Genomic DNA, 20,881 nt, shown 5'->3' with positions numbered 1-20,881 from the left:
TGGGTATTTGTGGCACATGGAGGCGGACGAAACCCGGCACGAGCGGGTCGACGAGGAGATCGAGCGGCTGGACGAGCGGCTGTGGTCGATCGCCCGCGCGCTCCACGCCGGCCCCGAGCCGGCCAACGCCGAGCACGAGGCCGTCCGCGCGCTGACCGGCGAGCTGGCCGAGGCGGGCTTCGCCGTCGAGCCCGGCGTGGCGGACCTGACCACGGCGTTCACCGCGTGCCACGGCGAAACCCGGCCGTGCGTGGCGCTGCTGCTGGAGTACGACGCGGTGCCCGGCCTCGGGCACGCGAGCGGGCGCAACCTCGTCGCGGCCGCCGGGCTCGGGGCCGCGCTTGCCGCGCGGGCCGTCACCGGCGACGAACGCGGCTCGATCCTCGTCGTCGGCTGCCCCGCCGCGGAACCGGCCACGGGCAAGGCCGCCCTCGCCGCCGCCGGGGTGTTCGACGACGTCGACGCGGCACTGGTCTTTCACCCAGGCACGCACTCCTGGACGTGGGCGCCGCTGACCGCCCGTACAGACGTACGGGTGACCGTGCACGGCCGCGCCGCACACCCGACCGCCGTGCCGCGCCGCGGTGTCGACGCGGTGGCCGCGCTCGTGCAGACGTTCACCGCCGTCGCGGCACTGCAGTCGCGCCTGCCCGCCGGCTTCCACGTGCAGGGCATCATCACGCGCGGCGGCGAGTCCACCGCCGTCGTGCCCGACCTGGCCGAGGCGTGGTTCGGGCTGTCCGCGCCGACCACCGCCGCGCTCGAAAAACTGGTGTCCGACGTGACGGCGTGCGCCGAGGGCTCGGCCCTGGCCACAGGCGCGAAAGCCGAGACCGAGCGGCTCGGCCCCGGCTGCGCGCACTTGCGCGACAACCCTGTGCTGTCGGCCCACTTCGCCCGCCACCTCGTCGCGCGCGGCATCCACGCGACGCCGCCGGATCCGGGTGTGTTTCCCGGTTCCTCCGACGTCGGCGACGTCAGCCTGAAGGTGCCCACGATCCACCCCTTCATCGCGATCCTCGACCCCGGCCACGCCGAGCGCACGCCGGAGTTCGCCGCGGCGGCCGCGTCCCCGCGGGCCCGTTCGGTGCTCCTCGCGGCGGCCGCGGCGCTCGGCAGGACCACGGTGGACCTGCTGGCGCACCCGGCGCTGGTGAGCCAGGCGTGGGACTGCTTCGCCGACCAGGCCCGCGCCGAGCGCACGAGCTGACCCCGAAAAGGACGCGGAAAGGACCACCATGGCCGACGTGCTCACCTTCGGGATCGAAGAAGAGTTCCTCGTCGTCGACGACCGGGGACGCCCGGTGCACGCGGCCGACGCCGTGCTGGACTCGGCCGGCGACAGCGGCGTGGGAGATCTCCAGCAGGAGCTCACCAAGTCGCAGGCCGAGACCGCGACCGGCATCTGCGTGACCCGCGACGAAGCCGTCGAGCAGCTGCAGGCGATGCGCACCTCGCTCGCCCGCGCGGCCGACCGGCGCGGGCTGCGGATCCTGCCCTGCGCGAGTCCGCCCGTCTCCGCCGGCGAGCTCCCGGCCATCACCGCGACCCCGCGCTACCGGCGGATGGCCGCGCACTTCGGCGCCACCGCGCGCGCCACGCTCACCTGCGGCTGCCACGTCCACGTCGCCGTGCCCGACCCGGAGACCGGCACGCGAGTGCTCGGGCACGTGCGGCCGTGGCTGCCCGCGCTGCTCACCGTCACGGCCAACTCGGCGATCGCGGACGGCATCGACACCGACTACTGCAGCTGGCGCAACCAGGAATGGGCGCGCTGGCCCTCGGCCGGGCCCCCGCCGCGCTTCGCCTCGCACGCCGACTACGAGGGCGTCGTGGACGCGTGGCTGCGCGCGGGCGCGATCCTCGACCGCGGGATGGTCTACTGGGACGTGCGCCTGTCGGAGAAGCAGCCGACAGTCGAGTTCCGCGTCGCAGACGTCGCCGCCACCGCCGAAGAGGCCACGCTGCTCGCCGTGCTGTGCCGCGCACTCGTGGCCACGGTGCTCGACGCCGGCGATCCCCCGCACCTGTCCAACGAGGTGCTGCGCGGCCAGCTCTGGCGCGCCGCCCGCGAAGGCGTCACAGGCCATTGCCCCGACCCGGCCACCGGCGACCTCCTGCCTGCCGTGGAGGTGCTCAAGCGGCTGGCCGAGTTCTGCGCGCCCGCGCTCCGTTCTGCCGGCGACACCGAGTTCGTCCTCGAAGGCCTCGCGCGGCTCGCTCGCGACGGCGGCGGAGCCGACCGCCAGCGCCGGCTCTTCGCGAACCGGGAAAGCGCCCTCGACGTCGTCGACCGCTTCGCCGTGCCGACCGGCGCGGCGAGACCGTCGACGGCCTGACCCGCCCGGACGGTGGCCGGGCGGTCACCCGGTTACGATGAGTGGTCAGCTTCGAGACCCGCCCCAGTCCCCGGTCCCAAGTGGAAAGGCAGCGACATGCCTGTCGAGCCTCGGTTCGCCGGCCCGGTGCGGGTGCTCCTCGTCGAAGACCACGACATGGTGGCCCAGGCTCTCGAGCTCGCCCTGCAACGCTCCCCCGCGATTTCCGTGGTCGGGCGCGCCAGCTCGCGCGAGGCCGCGACAGCCGACACGGCCCGGCTGCGGCCGGACGTCGTGGTGCTCGACCGGCGCCTGCCCGACGGCGACGCCGTGGCCGCGATCGGCGACCTTGCCGCGCTGGGCTCGCGCGTCCTCGTCCTCACCGGCGACGCCACCCCCGCCGTCGCCGCGCGCGTGGCCGAGGCCGGCGGCCAGGGGCTGCTGCTCAAGTCCGCGCCGCTGGACCAGCTGGAGTCGGCCGTGCAGCGCGTCGCCAAGGGCGAGGTCGTGTTCGACGCCGCGCTGCTGCCCGGCGTGCTCGACCGGCTCACCGGCCGGGCCCGCGGCAACGGCTCGGCGCTGACCGCACGGGAACGGGAAACGCTGCAGTTGCTCGCGGAAGGCGCCAGCACGGAGGAGATCGGCGACCGCCTCGGCGTCACCCGCAACACCACGCGCAACCACGTGCAGCGCGTGCTGGAGAAGCTCGGCGCGCGCTCGAAGCTCGAAGCGGTCGCCCTCGCACGGCGCGAGGGCCTGCTCGATTGATGCACCTGCGTCAGTGACGCGGTCTTGATCTGCGTCTGCCACTCGACGGGCGTTTCGCGCAGAGTGGCGACGTGGAGGTTCCTGCGCCCGTCGATGCCGAGTGCGCGCTGCCCGAGTCGGTGGCCGGTCTCGCGCTCGCGCGCGACTTCACCCGGGCGACCCTGACCGGCTGGGGCTTCGGTGCCGTGGCCGACGACGCGCTGCTGATCGTGACCGAGCTGGCCACCAACGCCGTGCAGCACGGCGAGGGGAAACCCGTGCTGCGGCTCAAGTACGGCGACGCGGTGGTCCGGCTCGAGGTCACCGACGAGAGCACCGCGCTGCCGGCGACTCGCGAGTCCGGTCCGGACGGCGGCTGGGGCCTTCGGCTGGTGCAGGAGCTCTCGCTCGCGTGGGGCGTCACGCCCGGCGTGTCGGAGAAGGTCGTCTGGTGTGAGCTCGGCCGGGCTCCGCGCGAGTGAACCGGAGGCTGCCCGCGTGAGCCGGATGAGGCAGAGTTGGGGCATGGACGACCCCGCGGTGGACGACCTCGGCCTGCTGGTGCGGGGAGTCCTCGACTACGCGATCTTCATGCTCGACCCGACCGGCCGCGTCGTCACCTGGAACGCGGGCGCCGAACGCATCAAGGGCTACCGGGCCGAGGACATCATCGGGCAGCACTTCTCCGTGTTCTACCCGCCGGAGGAGATCGCCGCTCGCAAGCCCGAGCGTGAGCTCGAAACCGCGCTCGCCGAAGGCCGGCTCGAGGACGAAGGCTGGCGCCTGCGCAAGGACGGCACCCGGTTCTGGGCCAACGTCGTGATCACCGCGCTGTTCGACGACGAGCGAAACCACCTGGGGTTCGGCAAGGTCACCCGCGACATGACCGAACGCCGCGCCGCCGAAGAGGCCCTGCGCGAGAGCGAGGAACGCTTCCGCCTGCTGGTTCAGGACGTGGTCGACTACGGCATCTTCATGCTCGACACCGGCGGCCACATCATCAGCTGGAACGCCGGCGCCCAGCGCATCAAGGGCTACCGCGCCCACGAGATCATCGGCCGGCACTTCTCCGTGTTCTACCCCGCCGAGGACATCGCCGCCCGCAAACCCGAACGCGAGCTCGAAACCGCGCTCGCCGAAGGCCGGCTCGAGGACGAAGGCTGGCGCCTGCGCAAGGACGGCACCCGGTTCTGGGCCAACGTCGTGATCACCGCCCTGTTCGACGACACCGGCACGCACCGCGGGTTCGGCAAGGTCACCCGCGACATGACCGAACGCCGCACCGCCGAGCAAGCCCTGGTGCAGCGGCGCCGGCTGGTCGGGCACCTCGTGGACGCCCAGGAGGTGGAGCGGCGGCGCATCGCGTGGGACGTGCACGACGACTCGATCCAGTCGATGGTCGCCGTCGGCATGCGGTTGCAGCTGCTGGCCGACCGGCTGCCTGAGGAGCACCGTGAGGGCGTGCACGCGCTCGACGAGTCGGTGCGCGCGGCGGTCGACCGGCTGCGCACGCTCGTCTCCCGGCTGCGACCGCCGGACCTGGACCGCCACGGGCTAGTGGTCGCGCTCACCGGTTACCTCGAAGAGGCCCTGCCCGGCTGGGGGCTCCAGTACACCCTGCGCCACGGCCTCACGGCCGAGCCCACCTCGGAAGCCGCCGTGACGGGGTACCGGATCTGCCAGGAAGCGCTCACCAACGTGCACAAGCACGCCCGCGCGTCGCGAGTGGAGGTTTCGTTGTCCACAGTAGACAGGGGCACGCTGTTCCGCTTGACCGACGACGGGGTCGGCACCGCCGTCACCGGTACCGACCCCGGCCGCGACCACTTCGGACTGATCGAGATGCGCGAACGCGCCGAGTCGGCCCACGGCTGGTGGTCGATGTCCAGCGAACCCGGTGAAGGGACGACCGTGGAGTTCTGGCTGCCGAGCGCCCCGGACGAGCAGCGGTGACCGGCCCCCTGCGCGTCGTGATCAGCGACGACGACGACATGATCCGCGACGCCCTGCGCGAGGTGCTCGACGAGCAGCCCGACATCGAGGTCGTCGGAGTCGGGCGCGACGCCGAAGACGCGATCACGCTCGCCGAGCGCCACCGGCCCGCCGTCGCGGTGCTCGACGTGCGCATGCCCGGTGGCGGCGGGGCCCGCGCCGCGCGTGAGATCGCGGCCCGCTGCCCGGGGACGGCGGTGCTCGCGTTCTCCGCCTACTCCGATTACGCGTCCATGGCCTCCATGGAGAGCGCGGGCGCCGTCGAGTACCTCGCGAAGGGTGTGCCGAACCGCGAGATCGTCGCGGCTGTGCGGCGGCTGGCCGGACGGTAGCCGCGCGCTCACGAGGGGTTCCGGTCGCCGGACCGGGGCGCGTCCGATCGGAGCCACTCACGCCGGATCGCCCGTATGGCAGGAAAATCACCCGAAAATGGGGTGTGACGCGACCCGGAACCGGGTAGCCGATGCTCGCCCCAGGGCGATCCCCTTCCCCGGCGACAGAGAGGGTGTCCGTCGTGAGCAGCTTCGTGGATACGGACCTCGGCGTGGACCACGGCTTCGACCGCGCGTTGCGCGGCTACCTCTCCCGGGTGGCCGCCGCGGTCGGCGTGGGACTGGAGTCCTGCACGGTCGACCTCGACGTGCCCGTCTCGGCCTACGTCGCCCTCGACCGGCGGCTCGAGCGGTTCCCCGACCGGGACCTGGCGCTGCTGTGGGACGAGGTGCACGGCTGGTCGGCGGCGATCGAGGCCTCGTGCGGGGAGGACCTGATCGTGCTGGCCTACCTCGACGCTGACGACGTGCTCGCCGAGCCCGCCGCCGTCGAGCGCTTCCTGGTGGCGCTGCGCGCGGCCGACCACTCCCTCGGCCGCCCCGACCCGCGCAAGCTGCGCCGCGCGGGCGGGCACGACGAGCTGCTGGAACGCCTGGCCTGACGCGGGCGATGCGTCGGCGCGGGCGAAAGCGGGTAGTCCCCAGTCGGGAAAGGAGTGCGTCATGGCACCGAAACGGCCCGTCTGGAGCGGCTCGCTGACCCTCGGCCTGGTGACGGTGCCGGTGCGGCTCTACAGCGCGATCGAGGACCACACCGTGCACTTCCGCCAGTTCGAGCGCGGCACGAGCGACCGCATCCGCTACCGGCGGGTGAACGAGCGCACCGGCGACGAGGTGGAGCTGGCCGAGATCGTGAAGGGCTACGAGCTCGACGACGGCGACTACGTGCTGGTCGAGCCCGAGGAGCTCGACGAGATCGCCCCCGGGCGCAGCAAGTCGCTCGACGTCGAGGCGTTCGCCGACCTCGCCGGCATCGACCCGATGTTCTTCGACCGCACCTACTGGCTCGCCCCCGCGAGTTCCGACTACGACAAGCCGTACTCACTGCTGCTCGCGGCGATGGCCAAGACGGACAAGGCGGGGGTTGCCAAGTTCGTGCTGCGCGGGCGCGAGTACCTGGCGCTCGTGCGGGCCGGCGACGGGGTGATGCTGCTCGACACGCTGCACTTCGCCGCGGACCTGCGGGACCGGGAGAAGTCGCTGCCGGACCTGCCGGAGAAGGCGCCGGCGCGCGGCAAGGAGTTCGACATGGCCGTGGACCTCATCGAGGCGCTGACGGAGGACTGGCGGCCCGAGGACTACCGCGACACCTTCACCGACCGCGTCCACGAGCTGATCGAGGCCAAGCGCAAGGGCGACAAGGTCACGCCGGCCACCGAGGCCGCGGAGCCGACGAAGGTGGTCGACCTGTTCGAGGCACTGCAGCGCAGCGTGAAGAACGGGAAGCGGCGTGGCAAGAAGGAGAAGGGGCCGCAGCTCGCGGACCTCACCAAGGCCGAACTCGACGAGCTGGCCAAGGAACGCGAGATCAAGGGCCGCTCGAAGATGAAGCGCGCGGATCTGGAACGGGCGCTGGAAGAGGCATCCTGACCGTCCGCCGGCGACACCGGGAGTCACCGGGGTTGCGCGAGCAGCCAGTCGAGCGCGGTGGGCAGCGCGTTGAGCACCGAGATGTGCCCGTCGCGGGGCCGCAGCCACAGCTGGGCGTCGGGCAGGTGGGCCAGCAGGTACTGCGCGTGCGACGCGGGGACCACGCGGTCGGCACCGCCTTGCACCAGCAGGACCGGCGTGCGCACGTCGGCGAGCTCGAAGGCCCAGCCGGACGCGTAGGCGACGTCGTCGTCGACCTCTCCGTCGTGGCCGGCGCCGCCGGCTTCCCCGGCGTCGGCGCCCAGCGGTCCCCACGCGCCTTCCAGCGCCGCCCAATCGGTCGCGACGAAGCTCGCCGGGTCGAACTCGTGCGTGAGCGCGTGGGCCATCCGCGCTTCGCGGCCTTCGCGGGCCGCACGCAGCGAAGTCGGGTCGGCCATCCCGGCGAACCAGTCGAACTCCTCGGTGTACGGCGCGACCCCGGCCAGGGCCACGGCCGCGGTGACGCGGTCCGGCAGCTGCGCGGCGGCCGCCAGCGCGTGCGACCCGCCGCCCGAAGCGCCGACCACCGCGAAGCGGCCGAGACCCAGCGCGTCGGCTGCCAGGCGCACGTCCTCGGCCGCGGACCCGATGGTGCGGCCCGGCACCGTGCTCGAACCGCCGTAGCCCGGCCGGCCGTAGGAGACGACCCGGATCCCGCGGGCGTCCGCGGCCTGCAGGACCGGTGCCAGCAGCGTCCCGGTCTGCGGCGTGCCGTGGAGCCAGACCACCGTGCGGGCGTCGCCGCGGCCGCTGTCGTGCACGCGCAGCACGCGGTCGCCGGCGAGGGTCAGATCGTGTGAGGTCCCCATGCGCCGCGACTCTAGCGGCCCGCGCGCGTGAGGGAACGGCGTTCACGGGGTACCTCGCGAGGTATGGACTCAGACGCGAACCCCGACCTCCGGCTCGACGACACCGCGGCCGAGCACCTCGAACCCGACCGCGCGACGCTGGACGCGGTCGGCAAGATCACCGAGGCGCTGGAGACCGTCGAGATCGCTCGCGGCCACCTCTACGAGTTCCACCAGCTCACCGGCTCCGCGGACCGCAAGCTCGCCGACGGCATCGCCATGCTGCGCGACGCGGGCCACGCCGCGCACGCCGACCGGCTCACCGAGCACCTGCTGGGCCGCAACGTGCTGCACGGGCGCTGGACGTTCCAGATCGTGGAGGAGTACGACACCACCTACTACCGGGCGTTTCACGACCACGAGACCCGCGTGCGCGAGCTCACCCGCGGCGTCCGCCACCTCGCCGAGGCCCGCGTGAAGCGCGAGAACCGCACGGCCGGGCTGCCGGGCCACGAAGCCACCCCGAACTCGCAAGACTGAGCCTCGAACCCCCACCGCGCGAACCCCCACCGATTGAACCCACAGCGCCTCGGAAACGACGCGGCACAAGCCTTCCCGCTAAGGTTTCGGTGAACCGACCGCGCGAGTGGAGGCACCAGGAATGAGCAACGTTGAGACCGAGCCACCCGTCCTGGACTGCGGGGACGACGCGGCCGGCCACGGCGGGGTCGAGGTGCTCGGCGCGCGGGACGTGCCGCTGGGCGGACCGCGCGCTATGAAGGTGCGCCGCACGTTGCCGCAGCGCAAGCGTTCGCTCGTCGGCGCCTGGTGCTTCGCCGACCACTACGGGCCCGACGACCCGAGGACGACCGGCGGCATGTCCGTCGGCTCGCACCCGCACACCGGCCTGCAGACGGTGAGCTGGCTGTTCGCCGGTGAGATCGAGCACCGCGACAGCCTCGGCTCCCACGCGATGATCCGCCCGGGCGAGCTGAACCTCATGACCGGCGGCCACGGCATCTGCCACTCCGAGGTCTCGACGCCGGAGACCACCACGCTGCACGGCGTGCAGCTGTGGGTCGCGCTGCCCGACGCGCACCGCCACGCCGAGCGCGACTTCCAGCACTACGCCCCGCCCGTGACCGACCTCGGCGGCGCCACCGCACGCGTTTTCCTCGGCACGCTCGCCGGTGAGACGTCGCCGGTCAAGACGTTCACCCCGCTGCTCGGCGCGGAGCTGGTCCTGGAGCCCGGCGCCCGCGTGACGCTCGACGTCGACCCCGAGTACGAACACGGCGTGCTCGTCGACACCGGCGAGGTCACCTTCGCCGGCTCGACGCTGCACACCACCGACCTCGGTTACCTCGGCACCGGCCGCGGCACGCTCGAGCTCGCGAACACCGGCGAAGGCCGCGCTCGCGTGATGCTGCTCGGCGGGCCGCCGTTCGGCGAGGACATCGTGATGTGGTGGAACTTCGTGGCCCGCACGCACGAGGAGATCGTGGAGTACCGCGAAGCGTGGCAGGCCGAGTCACCGCAGTTCGGGGCGATCCCCGAGGTGCCGGGCGACCCCGCGCGGCTGCCCGCTCCGGTCCTGCCCAACGTGCGGATCAAGCCGCGCCGCAACCCCTGACGAGCGCCGCGAAGATCCGGTCCACGTCCTCGCGCCCGGTCCGCCAGTTGCTGAACGCGGCCCGCAGCGCGGGCACGCCCGCGTAGACCGTCGGCGTCACGAACGTCTCGCCCTCGGCGGCGACGGCGCGCACCACGGCGTCGATGCGGTCCTGCGTCGGGCCCTCGGCCAGCGTGAAGCAGACGACGTTGAGCCGCACCGGCGCGAGCAGCCGCCACTGCGGCGTGCCGGCCAGGCGGTCGCCGAGGTCGCGGGCGTGGGCGACGCAGCGTTCCACGATCTCCCGGTGCCCGGCCCGCCCGTACGCGGCGAGCGTGCACCACGCGGCCAGCGCCCGCAGCCGCCGCGACGATTCGGGCGTGCGGTGCACGAAGTCCGGGTTGTCGCCCGGATGGCCGAGATAGGCCGCCGAGTTCTGGAACACGCGCACCTGCAGGTCGAGCCGGCGGCTGAACTGGATCGCCGAGTCGTAGGGCACGTTGAGCCACTTGTGCAGGTCGACGCACACCGAGTCGGCCAGCTCCAGCCCGTCGACGAGCCCCGCGTGCTCGGGCGAGAGCGCGGCGAACCCGCCGAACGCGGCGTCGACGTGCAGCCAGAACGGGTACTTCTCCTTGAGTGCGGCGATCGCCCGCAGGTCGTCGAAGTCGACGGTGTTGACCGTGCCCGCGTTGGCGATCACGATCGCGGGCCGCCCGCCCAGCTCGGCGAGCGCCCGGTCCAGCGCCTCGACGTCCACGGCCTCACGTTCGGGCTGCACGGTCACCGGCCGCAGCGCCGAGCGGCCCAGTCCCAGCACGGACATCGCCTTGAGCGCGCTGGAATGCGGCGACCCGCTGAGTACCTCGACCGGCCCGAGTGCGGCGACCCCGGCGTCGGCGACCGTGACGCCGAGCCGCTCCCCCAGCCACTCGCGCCCGATCGCCAGACCGACCACATTGGACATCGTCGCGCCGGACACGAACGCGCCGCTGAACGCGGGTCCCAGCCTGAACAGCTTCGCGAGCCAGCCGACCGTCTCGCGTTCGAGGTCCGAAGCCGAGGAATCCAGCGACGACACGGGGTTCTGGTCCGCCGCGGCCGTGAGCCAGTCGCCGGCCACCGCCGCGGGGGTCGCGCCGCCCGTGACGAAGCCCAGGTACCGCGGCCCGGCGCTCGCGGCGAACCCGGGCGCCCAGCGTCGCCCGAACTCCGCGAGCGCGGCCCGCGCGCCCACGCCGTCCTCCGGCAACTCGGCGGGTTCGAACGTCCCCGGCGGCACCGCCACCGGACGGTCCGCCACCCCCGCGAGCAACTCGCCGGCCTGCTCACGCGCGGCGTCGAGCAGCGCGGGCAGGCCGGCGAGGTCTTCGGCCAGCTTCGAGTACACAGCCACCTCCTGCGGCGACCCTAGCCGCGCACGGCCACGCCCGTCGCAGGCCAATCCTGCGGAACTGGCCCGCTCAGCGGCTCAGGCGCGTCCGCGCCCGCCCCGGGTCGAAGTTCACCTTCCGCAGCGGACCGGCGACCAGCAGCACCAGCGCCACGGCCGACACGCCCGCCAGCAGCAGCGCGGCCACGAACTGAGCCGCCTCCGACGTCGCCGAGGCCAGCACCGCGAACCCGGCGAGCACCACGACCGTCGGGCCCGCCAGCGCCGCCGCCGTGGCCGGCACCGGGACCCGCCGCCCGTCGGGCCGCCGGGCCGAGACGACCGCCGCGCCGGCACACACCACCGCGGCCACGAGGAGGCAGCCGCCCACGGTGTCGGAAAGCCGGTGCCAGCCGAGCGCGACGGTCGCCGCGGCTACCCAGGCGACGCCGAGTGAACCCACGGCGAGCACCCAGGTGCGCATCCGTGCGGGCAGCACCACCGCCAGCGCGAACAGCACCGCCGTCGCCGCGCTGACGTGCCCGCTCGGGAAGCTGTTGTGGCTCGCGACCGCGTAGCCGTCGTGGCTCCCGGGCCGGTCGAGCACGTAGATCTTGAGCAGCTGCGCGGCGACCAGCGGGGTCGCGAGGAGCACCAGCGCCGTCACGCCCAGGGCGAACCGGCGCCGTACCAACGCCAGCGCGAGGACCAGCACGGCGACCGCGCCGAGCAGCACCACGAGGTCCACGTCGCGCAACGGCACCGCCCAGTCCACAGTGGACGGGCCGGTGGCCTGGGCGCTGTGCACCACGCCGTTCTCCGCCTCCTGGCCCGCTGCCGTGCGCACGAAGAGCAGGTACGCCACGAGGAACGCGACCGCGCAGCCCACCGCGCTCGCGACGAGCAGCACGGTGCGCGACGGTGTCCGCGCCTCGAGCGCGTGGCGCGGGGAGCCGGACGGGGTGATCGGGGGTGCCTCGGGGAACGTCACTGCCATGGACCCGAGTCTCGGCGGGAGATTTAGCGGTCGGGTCAGTGCCGTGTCATGGTTTTGCTACAAGATCGCCCCGGTTCGCCCCACGCTGCGGTTTTCCGAATAATGGCCGGGGTGGCAGAGGTGTTGGTGTTCGAGGACGACGCGGCCGTGCGGGAAGGACTCCAGCTGGCCCTGCGCAGGCAGGGTCACGTGGTGCACACCGCCGGCTCGGGCGAGGCGGGGCTGGACCTGGTGCGCAAGCACCTGCCCGACATCGTGGTGCTCGACCTGATGCTGCCCGGGATGGACGGGTTCGAGACCTGCCGCCGGATGCGCTCGCTGGGCGAGGTGCCCATCATCATGCTGACCGCGCGCAGCGACGACTTCGACGTGGTCGCGGGCCTGGAGGCCGGCGCCGACGACTACGTGGTGAAGCCGGTGGAACCGCGCATGCTCGACGCGCGGATCCGCGCCGTGCTGCGGCGCGCGGTCAGCGATCACGACGGGCGCGCGGGCGAGGTCGAACGCCACGGCGAGCTGGTGATCGACCGTGCCGGCATGCTCGTGAAGAAGCGCGGTGATCAGGTGGCGCTCACGCCCACCGAGCTCAAGCTGCTGCTCGAGATCTCCCGCACGCCGGGCCAGGTGTACAGCCGCCAGCAGCTGCTCACCGCGGTGTGGGACCACGACTACCTCGGCGACTCCCGCCTGGTCGACGCCTGTGTGCAGCGGCTGCGGTCCAAGATCGAGGACGTGCCGGCGCGGCCCGACCACGTCCAGACCGTGCGGGGCTTCGGCTACCGGTTCGGCCGCTCGTGAGGCGTCCGCGGCTGCGGCCGTGGCTCTCGGGGCTGCGGCCCCGGCTGGTGCTGTCCTTCGCGGCGATGACCCTGGTCGGCGCGGCCGCCGCGGCCGGCGCCAGCTACGTGACGGCGCGCACGACCATCCTGCAGGGCGTGCAGGACCCGGCCATGGTCCAGCTGCGCGACCAGGTCACCGCGTACCTGCCGCAGATGACGCTGCCGCCGGACCAGCGCCAGCTCGACAACCTCGCCGACAACCTCAAGGGCACCACCGTCGCGGTCTACCGGGACCTGCGTTCGCGGTCGGGGCTCGACCCCTCGGAGCTGCCCGCCGACCTGCGCGAGGAGGTCGCCGCCGGCGGCACGATCCAGTTCAAGCGGGTGATCAGGGGCGACACCCCGCTGCTGATGGTCGGGATGCCGGTGCTGCAGCGCGCCGACAACGGGGTGGCACACACGGGCGTCGAGGTCTACTCCATGGTGTCGCTGGCCGCCCAGCAGACCGCGATCGACCAGTTGGCGACCCGCGCGTGGCAGACGGCCGCCCTGGCGCTGCCGATCGCGGTCGCGCTGGCGCTGCTGGCCGCCCGGCAGGTGCTGCGCCCGGTGCGCGCGCTGAACGCCGCGGCGCGCAAGCTCGGCCACGGGCAGCTCGACGTCCGCCTGCGCGCCAAGGGCTCCGACGAGCTGGCCCAGCTCGTGACCACGTTCAACAGCACCGCGGCGGAGCTCGAACGCACCGTGGGCACGCTGCGGGAAATGGAGGCCGACGCGCGCCGCTTCGTCGCCGACGTCTCCCACGAGCTGCGCACCCCGCTGGCCGCGATGAACGCGGTGACCGACGTGCTCGACGAGGACGCCGAGCAGCTGCCCGCCGACACCGCCGTCGCCGCGCGCCTGGTGTCGACCGAAACGCGCCGGTTGACGCGGCTCGTGCAGGACCTGGTGGAAATCTCGCGGTTCGACGCCGGGCGCGCCGAGTTGCGGTTGGAGGAGTGGGACGTGGCGCAGGGCGTGACCGACAGCCTCGCCGCGCGCGGCTGGACCGCCGCCGACGGGATCGTCACCGACCTGCCGGCCGGCGTCGTCGCGACCGTCGACCCGCGCCGGCTCGACATCGTGGTCGCGAACCTCGTCGGCAACGCCCTGCGCCACGGCGAAGCGCCGGTCGAGGTGCACCTGGCCGCCGACGCGCACACCGTGACGCTGGAGGTCACCGACCACGGTCCCGGCATCCCCGAACCCGTGCTGCCCCACGTGTTCGACCGCTTCACCAAGGCCGACTCGGCGCGGGCGCGCTCGGAGGGCAGTGGGCTCGGCCTGTCCATCGCGCGGGAGAACGCCCGGCTGCACGGCGGCGACGTCGAGGCCGCGAACACCGGTTCCGGCGCGCGGTTCACCCTGTGGCTGCCCCGCCACCCCCGGCCAGGAGAGGCGCGATGAAGAAGCTCGTGACCGCGCTCGCCGTGCTCCTGCTCGTGAGCGCGTGCGGCATCCAGCCCACCGTCGTCGTGCCCGCCGGCCCCGCCCCGACCGCGGTCGGCCCCGGCGCCCGCGCGAACCAGCTGACGCTGTACTTCCTGGTCGACGGCCAGCTCGCCCCCGTCGTGCGCAGCTGGGGCAGCCCGGTGTCGCCGGAGCTGGCGGTGAACGAGCTGTTCCAGGGCCCCAGCCCGGTCGAGCAGAAGAGCGGGTACTACTCGCTCCTGTTCCCCGGCGACGGCCAGGTCACCATCGACACCGGCAGCGTGCCGCCGACGGTGTCCATCCCGTTCTCGATCAAGCCGCTCTACCTCGGCGTGGACCAGGTGGTCTGCACCACCGTCGCCGCGATGTCGGCGGCGGGGCTGCCCGTGGACCTGCGCGGCGTTTCGGTGGTCACGCCCGATTCGCGCATCGGTCCGACGCTCTGCACGTTTTGAGCCGCTGACAGAAGCCGGTCAGGCGGGGTAGGCGCGCAGAGCCCGCGCGTCGGCCAGCGAACGCGCCCACCATTGCAGCTGGTCGAGCAGCTTCTTCACCGCCGCACCGGTGGCTTCGGCGTCGGTGGGGCTGCCGGACTCGTCGAACCGGCCGTGGGCACCGTGGAAGCTCACGGTGTCGCGGATGGTCACGGCGTGCAGCTCGGCGAAGACCGGGCGCAGGTGCTCCACCGCGCGCAGGCCGCCGGAAAGTCCGCCGTACGCCACGAAAGCGACCGGTTTGGCCTGCCACTCCGAGCGGAACCAGTCGACGGCGTTCTTGAGCGACGCCGGGTAGCTGTGGTTGTACTCCGGCGTGATCACGACGAACGCGTCGGCCGCGGCGAGCCGGGCCGCGAGGCGCCCGGCCTCCGGCGCGGGCTCGGACCCGAACGCGGGAAACGCCAGCGGCAGAGCCAGATCGGCGCAGTCGACCACGTCCACCTCGAACCCGCCGTGCGCGGCGGCCTCGCGGGTGAACCAGTTCGCGACCGTCGGCGCGAACCGTCCTTCCCGGACACTGCCGACGATCACGGCAACCCGGACCGGAACTTCTGACACGATTATTCTCCTCGAATCACCGTGCGGAACCGGGTGTCCCGCACCGGAACCGAGTCTGGAACTTCAAGCTCACTTGAAGTCAAGCTGTCCTCGCTCCCTCTATCCTCGCTGCCATGACCAAGACGGAGCTGCCCGAGCTGACCGTGGGCGAGCTGGCGCACCGCACCGGGGTGCCCGCCTCGGCCCTGCGGTTCTACGAGGACGAGAAGCTGATCCGCAGCCGTCGCACGGCGGGCAACCAGCGCCGTTACCGCCGCGACACGCTGCGGCGCGTCACGTTCATCCGGATGTCGCAGCGGGTGGGCATGCCGTTGTCGCAGATCCGCGAGGTGCTCGCGCTGCTGCCGGACGACCGCACCCCCACCCGCGCCGACTGGGCCCGCATCTCCCACTGCTGGCGCGAAGACCTCGACGAGCGCATCCGGCAGCTGGAGCAGCTGCGCGACCAGCTCACCGACTGCATCGGCTGCGGCTGCATGTCGCTCACCAAGTGCCGGCTGGCGAACCCCGGCGATCGCCTCGGCCGCGAGGGCCCGGGGCCGAGGCGGCTCCCGGACCACCGCGGGGACGGCTACCCGTGAGCCTCAACCCGGCCTTAGCCCAGCACGAGGCCGCGTACGTAGGCGGCCTGCCCGGCGTGCTGCAAGTCGTCCGAAAGCACACTGATCAGCCGCACGCCCAGGGTCACGGGCGGGTCCCAGCGCTCATCGACGACGGCGTCGAGCGCCTTGCCCTCGAGGCCGCCGACCCACGCCACGGTGTGCTCGTGCACGGCGTCGTAGTAGCCGGTCAGCAGCTTGGGGTCGTCGATCTGCACGGCGGCGACGTCGTCGCTGCTGTGCGCGTAGCCGGTGTCCGCCGGCGGGAAGGGCAAGCCGAAGCGGCGGTGCCAGTCCTGCGCGGTCCAGATCTGCCCGGTGCCCGCGACGTCGGCCACGTGGTCGTCCTGCACGCGCGTGAGGTGCCAGACGAGCCAGGCGATCGAGTTGGCGCCCGGCCCGGGCCGGGCGACGAGTTGGTCGCCGGTCAGGCCGTCGACCGACTGGTGCACGACCTCCTGGATCCGGCCGAAGCCGTCCACGAGCAGATCGGCCACGTTCATCCGTAGTCCTCCTCGGTTCGTTCCTGCCTGCTACCCCGATCCTGCCGTACGCAAACCGCCGTGCCGCCACCGAATTCCGGCGGTCTGGCGCGGCGGCGGGCCGGCTCCGCGGTCCGGCTACGCTCCGAGCAGCTGGTCGAAGAACGAGCGGTAGCGGCGCAGCGCGATCCGCAGGTCCTCCGTGGCGGGCTCGCCGTCGCGCCACTGCCCTTCCAGCTCACCCTTGTGCTCGGCGAAGGTCTCGGCCAGCGAGCTGATCACCGAGGCGACGAGCTCGTCGGCGTCACGCACGGCGCGGCGCGGGTCGTCGACGAAGTCGGTCTGCACCTCCTGCCAGCGGTTGCGGAAGCGGTCGACGTCGCCGGCTTCGAACAGCGGTGGAGCGCCGTCGGTGCGGGCGCGCTGGTCCACAGAACGTCTGTCCGCGGCACGGTCGTCCACGTCGCCGGCCTCCCTCGCACCGGTGTCCACATCGGACGCTTCGCGCGAGCGTTCGCCGGGAACATCCCGGCGTTCCTCGGTGCGGGGCTTTTCGGCCGCACCCGCCAGATCGGCCGTGCTCAGTCCCCGGGTCTCCTGGTCGGTCATGTCGGTCATGTCAGCGGTCTCCGTTCCGCTCGTCGGCGCCGCGGTGGTTGCCGCCGCGCGCGGCGGTGTGCTCGCGGCGGCGCTCGACGGTGTCCTCGTCGGTGCGGCTGTCGGCACGGGTGTCCGTGCGGCTTCCGGCGCCGGTGTCATCGGTCAGCAGGTCCTCGAACACCGTGCGGTAATGCACCATAGCCGAGCGCAGTTCCTCTGTGGACAGTGCTGTCTCCGAGTGGCGGCGGTGCGTCTCGTGCGCCGCGCGGTAGTGCTCCAGCGTGCGCGAGTGGCGCACGGACAAGTCGGAAATCTGCTGGTCGTAGCCCTCGGTCGGGTAGCCGCGCTCGGACATCACGGCCACGAGCAGGTCGTCGGCCTCGTCGAGCGCGCCGGCGGGCTGGTCCACGAACTTCTCCTGGATCAGCCCCCAGTGCTGGGCGTAGCGCTCGCGCGCCGAGGCCGAGAGCGGCCGGATGTCGAGGTCACGGTGGCGGCGTTCGCGTTCGGCCAGCTCCCGTTGCGCCGCACGCGGGCTGTCGCTCTCCTCGACCGCGCGCGAGTATTCCGGACCGAACTGCTGCTGCAGTCGTTTTCGCTGCCGTTCCTGGACGACGAGCCACGCGACGGCGCCGATCACCACGACGGCGACCACCACGATCACGACAATGAGCCAAGTGGGCATCGCACGAACTCCTTCACGGATTTTGTCGAGCCCCCCGTACCGGCCGGGTGCCCGCCGCTGCCCAGGCGAAACGCGAATGCCGCCGGATGAACGGCGTTTTCGGCCGAGTGGCGGAGCGCGAGCCGCCAGATGAGGTACGGTTCGGACGTCAGGGCGAAACCCGGCGGACGGGAGGACGGCGCGTGGACACCACCGTGCGGCTCGCCTCCAGCGCGCTCCGCGTCGTGCCCGGCTTCGACACCATCGCCGGCGTCCCCATCCCCGGCTGGGCCGGCACGCTGCTGGCCGTGGTGTGCATCGTCGCGGCGCTCGCGGTCCTGCTGCTGATCGTGCGCAACCGGCGGCGCTGAGCCGTTTCGCGACTGCTCAGCGGAGGTAGTTGCTGACCTCGATGAGGTTCTCGTCCGGGTCGCGGAAGTAGACGCTGCGGATCTCGCCCGTGGCACCGGTGCGCTCCACCGGCCCCTCCTCGATCGGCACGCCCGCCCGGCGCAGTTCTTCGATCACGTCGTCGAGCACGTCTTCGGTGATGAGGCACAGGTCCGCACTGCCCGGCGTCGGGCGCAGTGCCTTGGGTTCGAACTCGTGGCCCGCCTGGTGCAGGTTGATCTTGCCGGCGCCGAACGCCAGTGCCTTGCGCCCGCCCTTAAACGTCACCTCGGCCATGCCGAGCACCCGCGTGTAGAAGGCCACCGTGGCCTCGACGTCGGCGACGGTGAGCACGAGGTGGTCCAGGCGGTCGATGCGCATCGGGTGTCCCCTTTTCGACGGCGGATCAGGCGCGCGTGAAGCGGGTGGTGATCACGTGGTCCTTCGCCGGGCCGGCGACCACCCACTCCTGGCGCCAGTGGTCGGCGTCGAGCACGCGGTACTCGCCGCGGTAGAGGTCGTCGCGGCACGGGTGGTCCGTGCTCCACCGGCCGGTGGCCAGGTCGAGGTCGTGGAAGAACCCGCCGTGGTCGAAGTGCACGGCGGCGCGGGCGCCGTCGGGGTGGTAGAGCAGGGTGCGGCTCACCGGGCCGGTGTAGCCGGCCAGCCGCAGCTCGCCGGTCTCGTGGTAGACGAGCACGCCTTCGCCTCGGGTGAACGTCGCGGTGCCGGTGACCTCGCCCATCGGCTCGCCGTCGGCGGCCACGATGTCGCGCGAGAGCCGCCAGGTGCCGGCGAAGTGCGCGGCGAGGTCGGTGATCGCGAAGTCCACCCCGCCATTCTGCGCCCGCGCGTGCGGCGTGACGCGGCGGCGGGGCGGGGATCACACACAGCGTGACCGGTGCGGTGCGAGCGGGACACTCGTTCCGGAAACGCGCCGAGGCGCCCGGGGTGGCACCGCGGTGTCGGTGCCGGCGCCTAGAATCGGCCGGGTGGCTCACCCCGACCAGGCCCAGCGCTCCCCCGCCGTCGAGACCCTGCAGCGCGTGTTCGGCTATGACGCGTTCCGCGGTGATCAGGCGGACATCGTCGAAACCGTGATCTCCGGCAGAGACGCGCTGGTGCTGATGCCCACCGGCGGCGGGAAATCGCTGTGCTACCAGATCCCCTCGCTCGTGCGGCCCGGCGTCGGCGTGGTGATCTCGCCGCTGATCGCGTTGATGCAGGACCAGGTCGACGCGCTGCGCAACCTCGGCGTGCGCGCGGGATTCCTCAACTCCACGCAGGATTTCGGCGAGCGCCAGCGCGTCGAGGAAGCGTTCGTCGCGGGTGAGCTCGACCTGCTCTACCTGGCGCCGGAACGGCTCTCGGTCGAGTCGACCGTGCGGCTGCTCGACCGCGGGAAGATCGCGCTGTTCGCGATCGACGAGGCGCACTGCGTGTCGCAGTGGGGCCACGACTTCCGGCCCGACTACCTGATGCTGTCGTCGCTGCACGAGCGCTGGCCGGACGTGCCGCGCATCGCGCTCACCGCGACGGCGACCGAGGCCACGCACAAGGAGATCTCCGCGCGGCTCAACCTCGACGGCGCGCGCCACTTCGTCGCGAGCTTCGACCGGCCGAACATCCAGTACCGCATCGTCGGCAAGAACTCGCCGCAGAAGCAGCTGCTGGAGCTGCTGCGCACCGAGCACAAGGGCGACGCGGGGATCGTCTACTGCCTCTCGCGTGCGTCGGTGGAGAAGACGGCGGAGTTCCTGGTGCAAAACGGAATCCGTGCGGTGCCTTACCACGCGGGGCTCGACAAGCGCACCCGCGCGGAGAACCAGTCGCGGTTCCTGCGCGAGGACGGGCTCGTAGTGGTGGCCACCATCGCGTTCGGCATGGGCATCGACAAGCCGGACGTGCGGTTCGTCGCGCACCTCGACCTGCCGAAGTCCGTGGAGGGCTACTACCAGGAGACGGGCCGCGCGGGCCGCGACGGGCTGCCGTCCACGGCGTGGCTCGCCTACGGGCTGCAGGACGTGATGCAGCAGCGCAAGATGATCGAGAACGGCGAGGGCGACGAGGCCCACCGCCGCCGGCAGGCCGCGCACCTCAACTCCATGCTGGCGCTGTGCGAGACCGTCGAATGCCGCCGCACGCAGATCCTCGCCTACTTCGGCCAGACCGGCCAACCCTGCGGCAACTGCGACACCTGCCTCGCCCCACCCGAACGCTTCGACGGCACCATCCCGGCGCAGAAGCTGCTCTCCACCGTCGTGCGGCTGCGCAACGAACGGCGCCAGAAGTTCGGCGCAGGCCAGATCATCGACATCCTGCTCGGCAAGACGACCCCGAAGGTCACCCAGCTCCAGCACGACACGCTCAAGGTTTTCGGCATCGGCACCGAACTGCGCGAGCAGGAGTGGCGCGCGGTCGTCCGGCAGCTGCTGGCGCAGAACCTCCTTGCCGTGGAAGGGGACTACGGCTCCCTGGTCCTGACCGACGGCAGCACCTCGGTGCTCAACGGCTCACGCACCGTGTCCCTGCGCCGCGAACCGGAGCGCCCGGCCCGCGCGGCGCGCACTTCCCGCCGCAGCACCGCCGCGGCCGTGGAAATGCCCGCGGAAGCCGCGCCACTGTTCGAACGCCTCCGCGCCTGGCGCGCCGCCACCGCCAAGGACCAGGGCGTCCCCGCTTACGTGATCTTCCACGACGCCACGCTGCGCCAGATCGCCGCCGAGCGCCCCGGCTCGCTCTCCGACCTGGGCACCGTCAGCGGCGTCGGCGAGGCCAAGCTGGCGAAGTACGGCGAGGGCGTGCTGGCCGCGTTGGCGGAGGAATAGGTGCCGCCGTACATCATCTTGGCTTCGTCACCCAGACGAGCCGCACGTCGCGACGGGCTCCGAAGCCGGCGACTGCGACTTCCACTTCGGCGGCTTCGCCAAGCGCCGCCCTGAACTGGACGAAAACGAAGCGGCGCCCGGCCGCGGCGGTGACCGCAGGCGGTTCGAGAACGCATCCCCGGACGTCAGCAGGCGGTGATGACCCTGGTCTGCCGCCGCGGCCG

Annotated in this window: 25 protein-coding genes; 16 read left to right on the top strand and 9 right to left on the bottom strand. The window is 72.6% G+C overall.

Translation table 11 applies throughout. The features are described from left to right. Positions 1-16 precede the first annotated feature (16 nt). The 8 genes from AB0M56_RS35875 to AB0M56_RS35840 all read left to right on the top strand — a co-directional run bounded on the left by AB0M56_RS35875 (position 17) and on the right by AB0M56_RS35840 (position 6,979). Positions 17-1,210, top strand: a complete 1,194-nt coding sequence (locus AB0M56_RS35875) for a peptidase dimerization domain-containing protein (RefSeq protein WP_364184682.1) — start codon at positions 17-19, stop codon at positions 1,208-1,210. A gap of 28 nt (positions 1,211-1,238) precedes the next feature. Beyond that, complete coding sequence (locus tag AB0M56_RS35870; RefSeq protein WP_364184680.1) at positions 1,239-2,339, top strand: glutamate--cysteine ligase; 1,101 nt, start codon at positions 1,239-1,241, stop codon at positions 2,337-2,339. Between the two features lie 96 nt (positions 2,340-2,435). Then, positions 2,436-3,086 (top strand): response regulator transcription factor, encoded by a 651-nt coding sequence (locus AB0M56_RS35865; RefSeq protein WP_364184678.1) that lies wholly within the window; start codon positions 2,436-2,438, stop codon positions 3,084-3,086. Positions 3,087-3,157: 71 nt separating this feature from the next. Beyond that, positions 3,158-3,547, top strand: a complete 390-nt coding sequence (locus tag AB0M56_RS35860) for an ATP-binding protein (RefSeq protein ID WP_364184676.1) — start codon at positions 3,158-3,160, stop codon at positions 3,545-3,547. A gap of 43 nt (positions 3,548-3,590) precedes the next feature. Continuing rightward, entirely contained in the window at positions 3,591-5,018 is a 1,428-nt protein-coding gene (locus AB0M56_RS35855) for a PAS domain S-box protein (protein WP_364184674.1), read from the top strand. Further along, positions 5,015-5,389: a response regulator transcription factor gene (locus AB0M56_RS35850; RefSeq protein WP_364184672.1), complete on the top strand. Its 375-nt coding sequence runs from the start codon at positions 5,015-5,017 to the stop codon at positions 5,387-5,389. Before AB0M56_RS35855 ends, AB0M56_RS35850 begins: the two co-directional genes overlap by 4 nt. A gap of 182 nt (positions 5,390-5,571) precedes the next feature. Then, positions 5,572-5,991, top strand: a complete 420-nt coding sequence (locus AB0M56_RS35845) for a DUF6292 family protein (RefSeq protein ID WP_364184670.1) — start codon at positions 5,572-5,574, stop codon at positions 5,989-5,991. A 61-nt stretch (positions 5,992-6,052) separates the two neighbouring features. Then, the gene (locus AB0M56_RS35840) at positions 6,053-6,979 is read left to right on the top strand and encodes a Ku protein (protein WP_364184668.1); all 927 of its coding nucleotides are present in this window, start codon (positions 6,053-6,055) and stop codon (positions 6,977-6,979) included. Between the two features lie 23 nt (positions 6,980-7,002). Here the strand turns inward: AB0M56_RS35840 and AB0M56_RS35835 are convergent, their stop codons facing one another. Continuing rightward, positions 7,003-7,830 (bottom strand): alpha/beta hydrolase, encoded by an 828-nt coding sequence (locus tag AB0M56_RS35835; RefSeq protein WP_364184666.1) that lies wholly within the window; start codon positions 7,828-7,830, stop codon positions 7,003-7,005. 63 nt (positions 7,831-7,893) lie between these two features. Between AB0M56_RS35835 and AB0M56_RS35830 the strand changes: the two genes are divergently transcribed. Together AB0M56_RS35830 and AB0M56_RS35825 are read left to right on the top strand one after the other, a co-directional pair. Beyond that, positions 7,894-8,349 (top strand): hypothetical protein, encoded by a 456-nt coding sequence (locus tag AB0M56_RS35830; RefSeq protein WP_364184664.1) that lies wholly within the window; start codon positions 7,894-7,896, stop codon positions 8,347-8,349. A 121-nt stretch (positions 8,350-8,470) separates the two neighbouring features. Further along, positions 8,471-9,442, top strand: a complete 972-nt coding sequence (locus AB0M56_RS35825; protein WP_364184662.1) for a pirin family protein — start codon at positions 8,471-8,473, stop codon at positions 9,440-9,442. Here the strand turns inward: AB0M56_RS35825 and AB0M56_RS35820 are convergent. Next, complete coding sequence (locus AB0M56_RS35820) at positions 9,420-10,811, bottom strand: pyridoxal-dependent decarboxylase (RefSeq protein WP_364184660.1); 1,392 nt, start codon at positions 10,809-10,811, stop codon at positions 9,420-9,422. The genes AB0M56_RS35825 and AB0M56_RS35820 overlap by 23 nt on opposite strands. A 73-nt stretch (positions 10,812-10,884) precedes the next feature. Next, the gene (locus tag AB0M56_RS35815) at positions 10,885-11,790 is read right to left on the bottom strand and encodes a phosphatase PAP2 family protein (RefSeq protein ID WP_364184658.1); all 906 of its coding nucleotides are present in this window, start codon (positions 11,788-11,790) and stop codon (positions 10,885-10,887) included. Positions 11,791-11,901: 111 nt separating this feature from the next. Between AB0M56_RS35815 and AB0M56_RS35810 the strand changes: the two genes are divergently transcribed. The 3 genes from AB0M56_RS35810 to AB0M56_RS35800 are packed head-to-tail and all read left to right on the top strand — an operon-like array spanning position 11,902 to position 14,494. Beyond that, positions 11,902-12,588: a response regulator transcription factor gene (locus AB0M56_RS35810; protein WP_364184656.1), complete on the top strand. Its 687-nt coding sequence runs from the start codon at positions 11,902-11,904 to the stop codon at positions 12,586-12,588. After that, positions 12,585-14,015, top strand: coding sequence for a HAMP domain-containing sensor histidine kinase (locus tag AB0M56_RS35805; protein WP_364184654.1), 1,431 nt, complete (start codon positions 12,585-12,587; stop codon positions 14,013-14,015). Before AB0M56_RS35810 ends, AB0M56_RS35805 begins: the two co-directional genes overlap by 4 nt. After that, complete coding sequence (locus AB0M56_RS35800; protein ID WP_354869694.1) at positions 14,012-14,494, top strand: hypothetical protein; 483 nt, start codon at positions 14,012-14,014, stop codon at positions 14,492-14,494. Before AB0M56_RS35805 ends, AB0M56_RS35800 begins: the two co-directional genes overlap by 4 nt. An 18-nt stretch (positions 14,495-14,512) precedes the next feature. Here the strand turns inward: AB0M56_RS35800 and AB0M56_RS35795 are convergent, their stop codons facing one another. Beyond that, complete coding sequence (locus tag AB0M56_RS35795; RefSeq protein ID WP_364184652.1) at positions 14,513-15,094, bottom strand: NAD(P)H-dependent oxidoreductase; 582 nt, start codon at positions 15,092-15,094, stop codon at positions 14,513-14,515. Positions 15,095-15,207: 113 nt separating this feature from the next. Here AB0M56_RS35795 and soxR point away from each other — a divergent pair, with 113 nt between their 5' ends. After that, complete coding sequence (soxR, locus tag AB0M56_RS35790; RefSeq protein ID WP_220242179.1) at positions 15,208-15,675, top strand: redox-sensitive transcriptional activator SoxR; 468 nt, start codon at positions 15,208-15,210, stop codon at positions 15,673-15,675. A gap of 14 nt (positions 15,676-15,689) precedes the next feature. Here the strand turns inward: soxR and AB0M56_RS35785 are convergent, their stop codons facing one another. From AB0M56_RS35785 to AB0M56_RS35775, 3 genes are all read right to left on the bottom strand, one after another. Continuing rightward, complete coding sequence (locus AB0M56_RS35785; protein ID WP_354869701.1) at positions 15,690-16,196, bottom strand: DUF664 domain-containing protein; 507 nt, start codon at positions 16,194-16,196, stop codon at positions 15,690-15,692. A gap of 117 nt (positions 16,197-16,313) precedes the next feature. Further along, complete coding sequence (locus AB0M56_RS35780) at positions 16,314-16,793, bottom strand: hypothetical protein (RefSeq protein ID WP_364184650.1); 480 nt, start codon at positions 16,791-16,793, stop codon at positions 16,314-16,316. A gap of 1 nt (position 16,794) precedes the next feature. Then, the gene (locus AB0M56_RS35775; protein WP_364184648.1) at positions 16,795-17,460 is read right to left on the bottom strand and encodes a hypothetical protein; all 666 of its coding nucleotides are present in this window, start codon (positions 17,458-17,460) and stop codon (positions 16,795-16,797) included. A 182-nt stretch (positions 17,461-17,642) separates the two neighbouring features. Here AB0M56_RS35775 and AB0M56_RS35770 point away from each other — a divergent pair, with 182 nt between their 5' ends. Further along, the gene (locus AB0M56_RS35770) at positions 17,643-17,810 is read left to right on the top strand and encodes a hypothetical protein (protein ID WP_364184646.1); all 168 of its coding nucleotides are present in this window, start codon (positions 17,643-17,645) and stop codon (positions 17,808-17,810) included. 16 nt (positions 17,811-17,826) lie between these two features. On the opposite strand, the gene AB0M56_RS35765 is transcribed toward AB0M56_RS35770, so the two are convergent. Both AB0M56_RS35765 and AB0M56_RS35760 read right to left on the bottom strand, forming a co-directional pair. After that, positions 17,827-18,210, bottom strand: coding sequence for a VOC family protein (locus tag AB0M56_RS35765; RefSeq protein WP_364184644.1), 384 nt, complete (start codon positions 18,208-18,210; stop codon positions 17,827-17,829). Positions 18,211-18,235: 25 nt separating this feature from the next. Further along, on the bottom strand, positions 18,236-18,661 hold the full coding sequence (locus tag AB0M56_RS35760) for a DUF6314 family protein (RefSeq protein WP_364184642.1): 426 nt from the start codon (positions 18,659-18,661) through the stop codon (positions 18,236-18,238). Positions 18,662-18,821: 160 nt separating this feature from the next. Here AB0M56_RS35760 and recQ point away from each other — a divergent pair, with 160 nt between their 5' ends. Then, complete coding sequence (recQ, locus tag AB0M56_RS35755; RefSeq protein WP_364184640.1) at positions 18,822-20,657, top strand: DNA helicase RecQ; 1,836 nt, start codon at positions 18,822-18,824, stop codon at positions 20,655-20,657. Positions 20,658-20,881 lie beyond the last annotated feature (224 nt).

Source organism: Amycolatopsis sp. NPDC051372 (genome assembly GCF_040682095.1).
Lineage (GTDB): Bacteria > Actinomycetota > Actinomycetes > Mycobacteriales > Pseudonocardiaceae > Amycolatopsis.
This window is presented reverse-complemented; position numbering and strand designations above follow the sequence as displayed.

Excerpts from the sequence above, each read along its gene's own strand:
- AB0M56_RS35800 (WP_354869694.1), top strand. The coding sequence starts at position 14,012 with ATGAAGAAGCTCGTGACCGCGCTCGCCGTGCTCCTGCTCGTGAGCGCG.
- AB0M56_RS35835 (WP_364184666.1), bottom strand. The coding sequence starts at position 7,830 with ATGGGGACCTCACACGATCTGACCCTCGCCGGCGACCGCGTGCTGCGC.
- AB0M56_RS35780 (WP_364184650.1), bottom strand. The coding sequence starts at position 16,793 with ATGACCGACATGACCGACCAGGAGACCCGGGGACTGAGCACGGCCGAT.
- AB0M56_RS35870 (WP_364184680.1), top strand. The coding sequence starts at position 1,239 with ATGGCCGACGTGCTCACCTTCGGGATCGAAGAAGAGTTCCTCGTCGTC.
- AB0M56_RS35825 (WP_364184662.1), top strand. The coding sequence starts at position 8,471 with ATGAGCAACGTTGAGACCGAGCCACCCGTCCTGGACTGCGGGGACGAC.
- soxR (WP_220242179.1), top strand. The coding sequence starts at position 15,208 with ATGACCAAGACGGAGCTGCCCGAGCTGACCGTGGGCGAGCTGGCGCAC.
- AB0M56_RS35775 (WP_364184648.1), bottom strand. The coding sequence starts at position 17,460 with ATGCCCACTTGGCTCATTGTCGTGATCGTGGTGGTCGCCGTCGTGGTG.
- AB0M56_RS35830 (WP_364184664.1), top strand. The coding sequence starts at position 7,894 with ATGGACTCAGACGCGAACCCCGACCTCCGGCTCGACGACACCGCGGCC.
- AB0M56_RS35785 (WP_354869701.1), bottom strand. The coding sequence starts at position 16,196 with ATGAACGTGGCCGATCTGCTCGTGGACGGCTTCGGCCGGATCCAGGAG.
- AB0M56_RS35865 (WP_364184678.1), top strand. The coding sequence starts at position 2,436 with ATGCCTGTCGAGCCTCGGTTCGCCGGCCCGGTGCGGGTGCTCCTCGTC.
- AB0M56_RS35815 (WP_364184658.1), bottom strand. The coding sequence starts at position 11,790 with ATGGCAGTGACGTTCCCCGAGGCACCCCCGATCACCCCGTCCGGCTCC.
- AB0M56_RS35840 (WP_364184668.1), top strand. The coding sequence starts at position 6,053 with ATGGCACCGAAACGGCCCGTCTGGAGCGGCTCGCTGACCCTCGGCCTG.
- AB0M56_RS35765 (WP_364184644.1), bottom strand. The coding sequence starts at position 18,210 with ATGCGCATCGACCGCCTGGACCACCTCGTGCTCACCGTCGCCGACGTC.
- AB0M56_RS35855 (WP_364184674.1), top strand. The coding sequence starts at position 3,591 with ATGGACGACCCCGCGGTGGACGACCTCGGCCTGCTGGTGCGGGGAGTC.
- AB0M56_RS35875 (WP_364184682.1), top strand. The coding sequence starts at position 17 with ATGGAGGCGGACGAAACCCGGCACGAGCGGGTCGACGAGGAGATCGAG.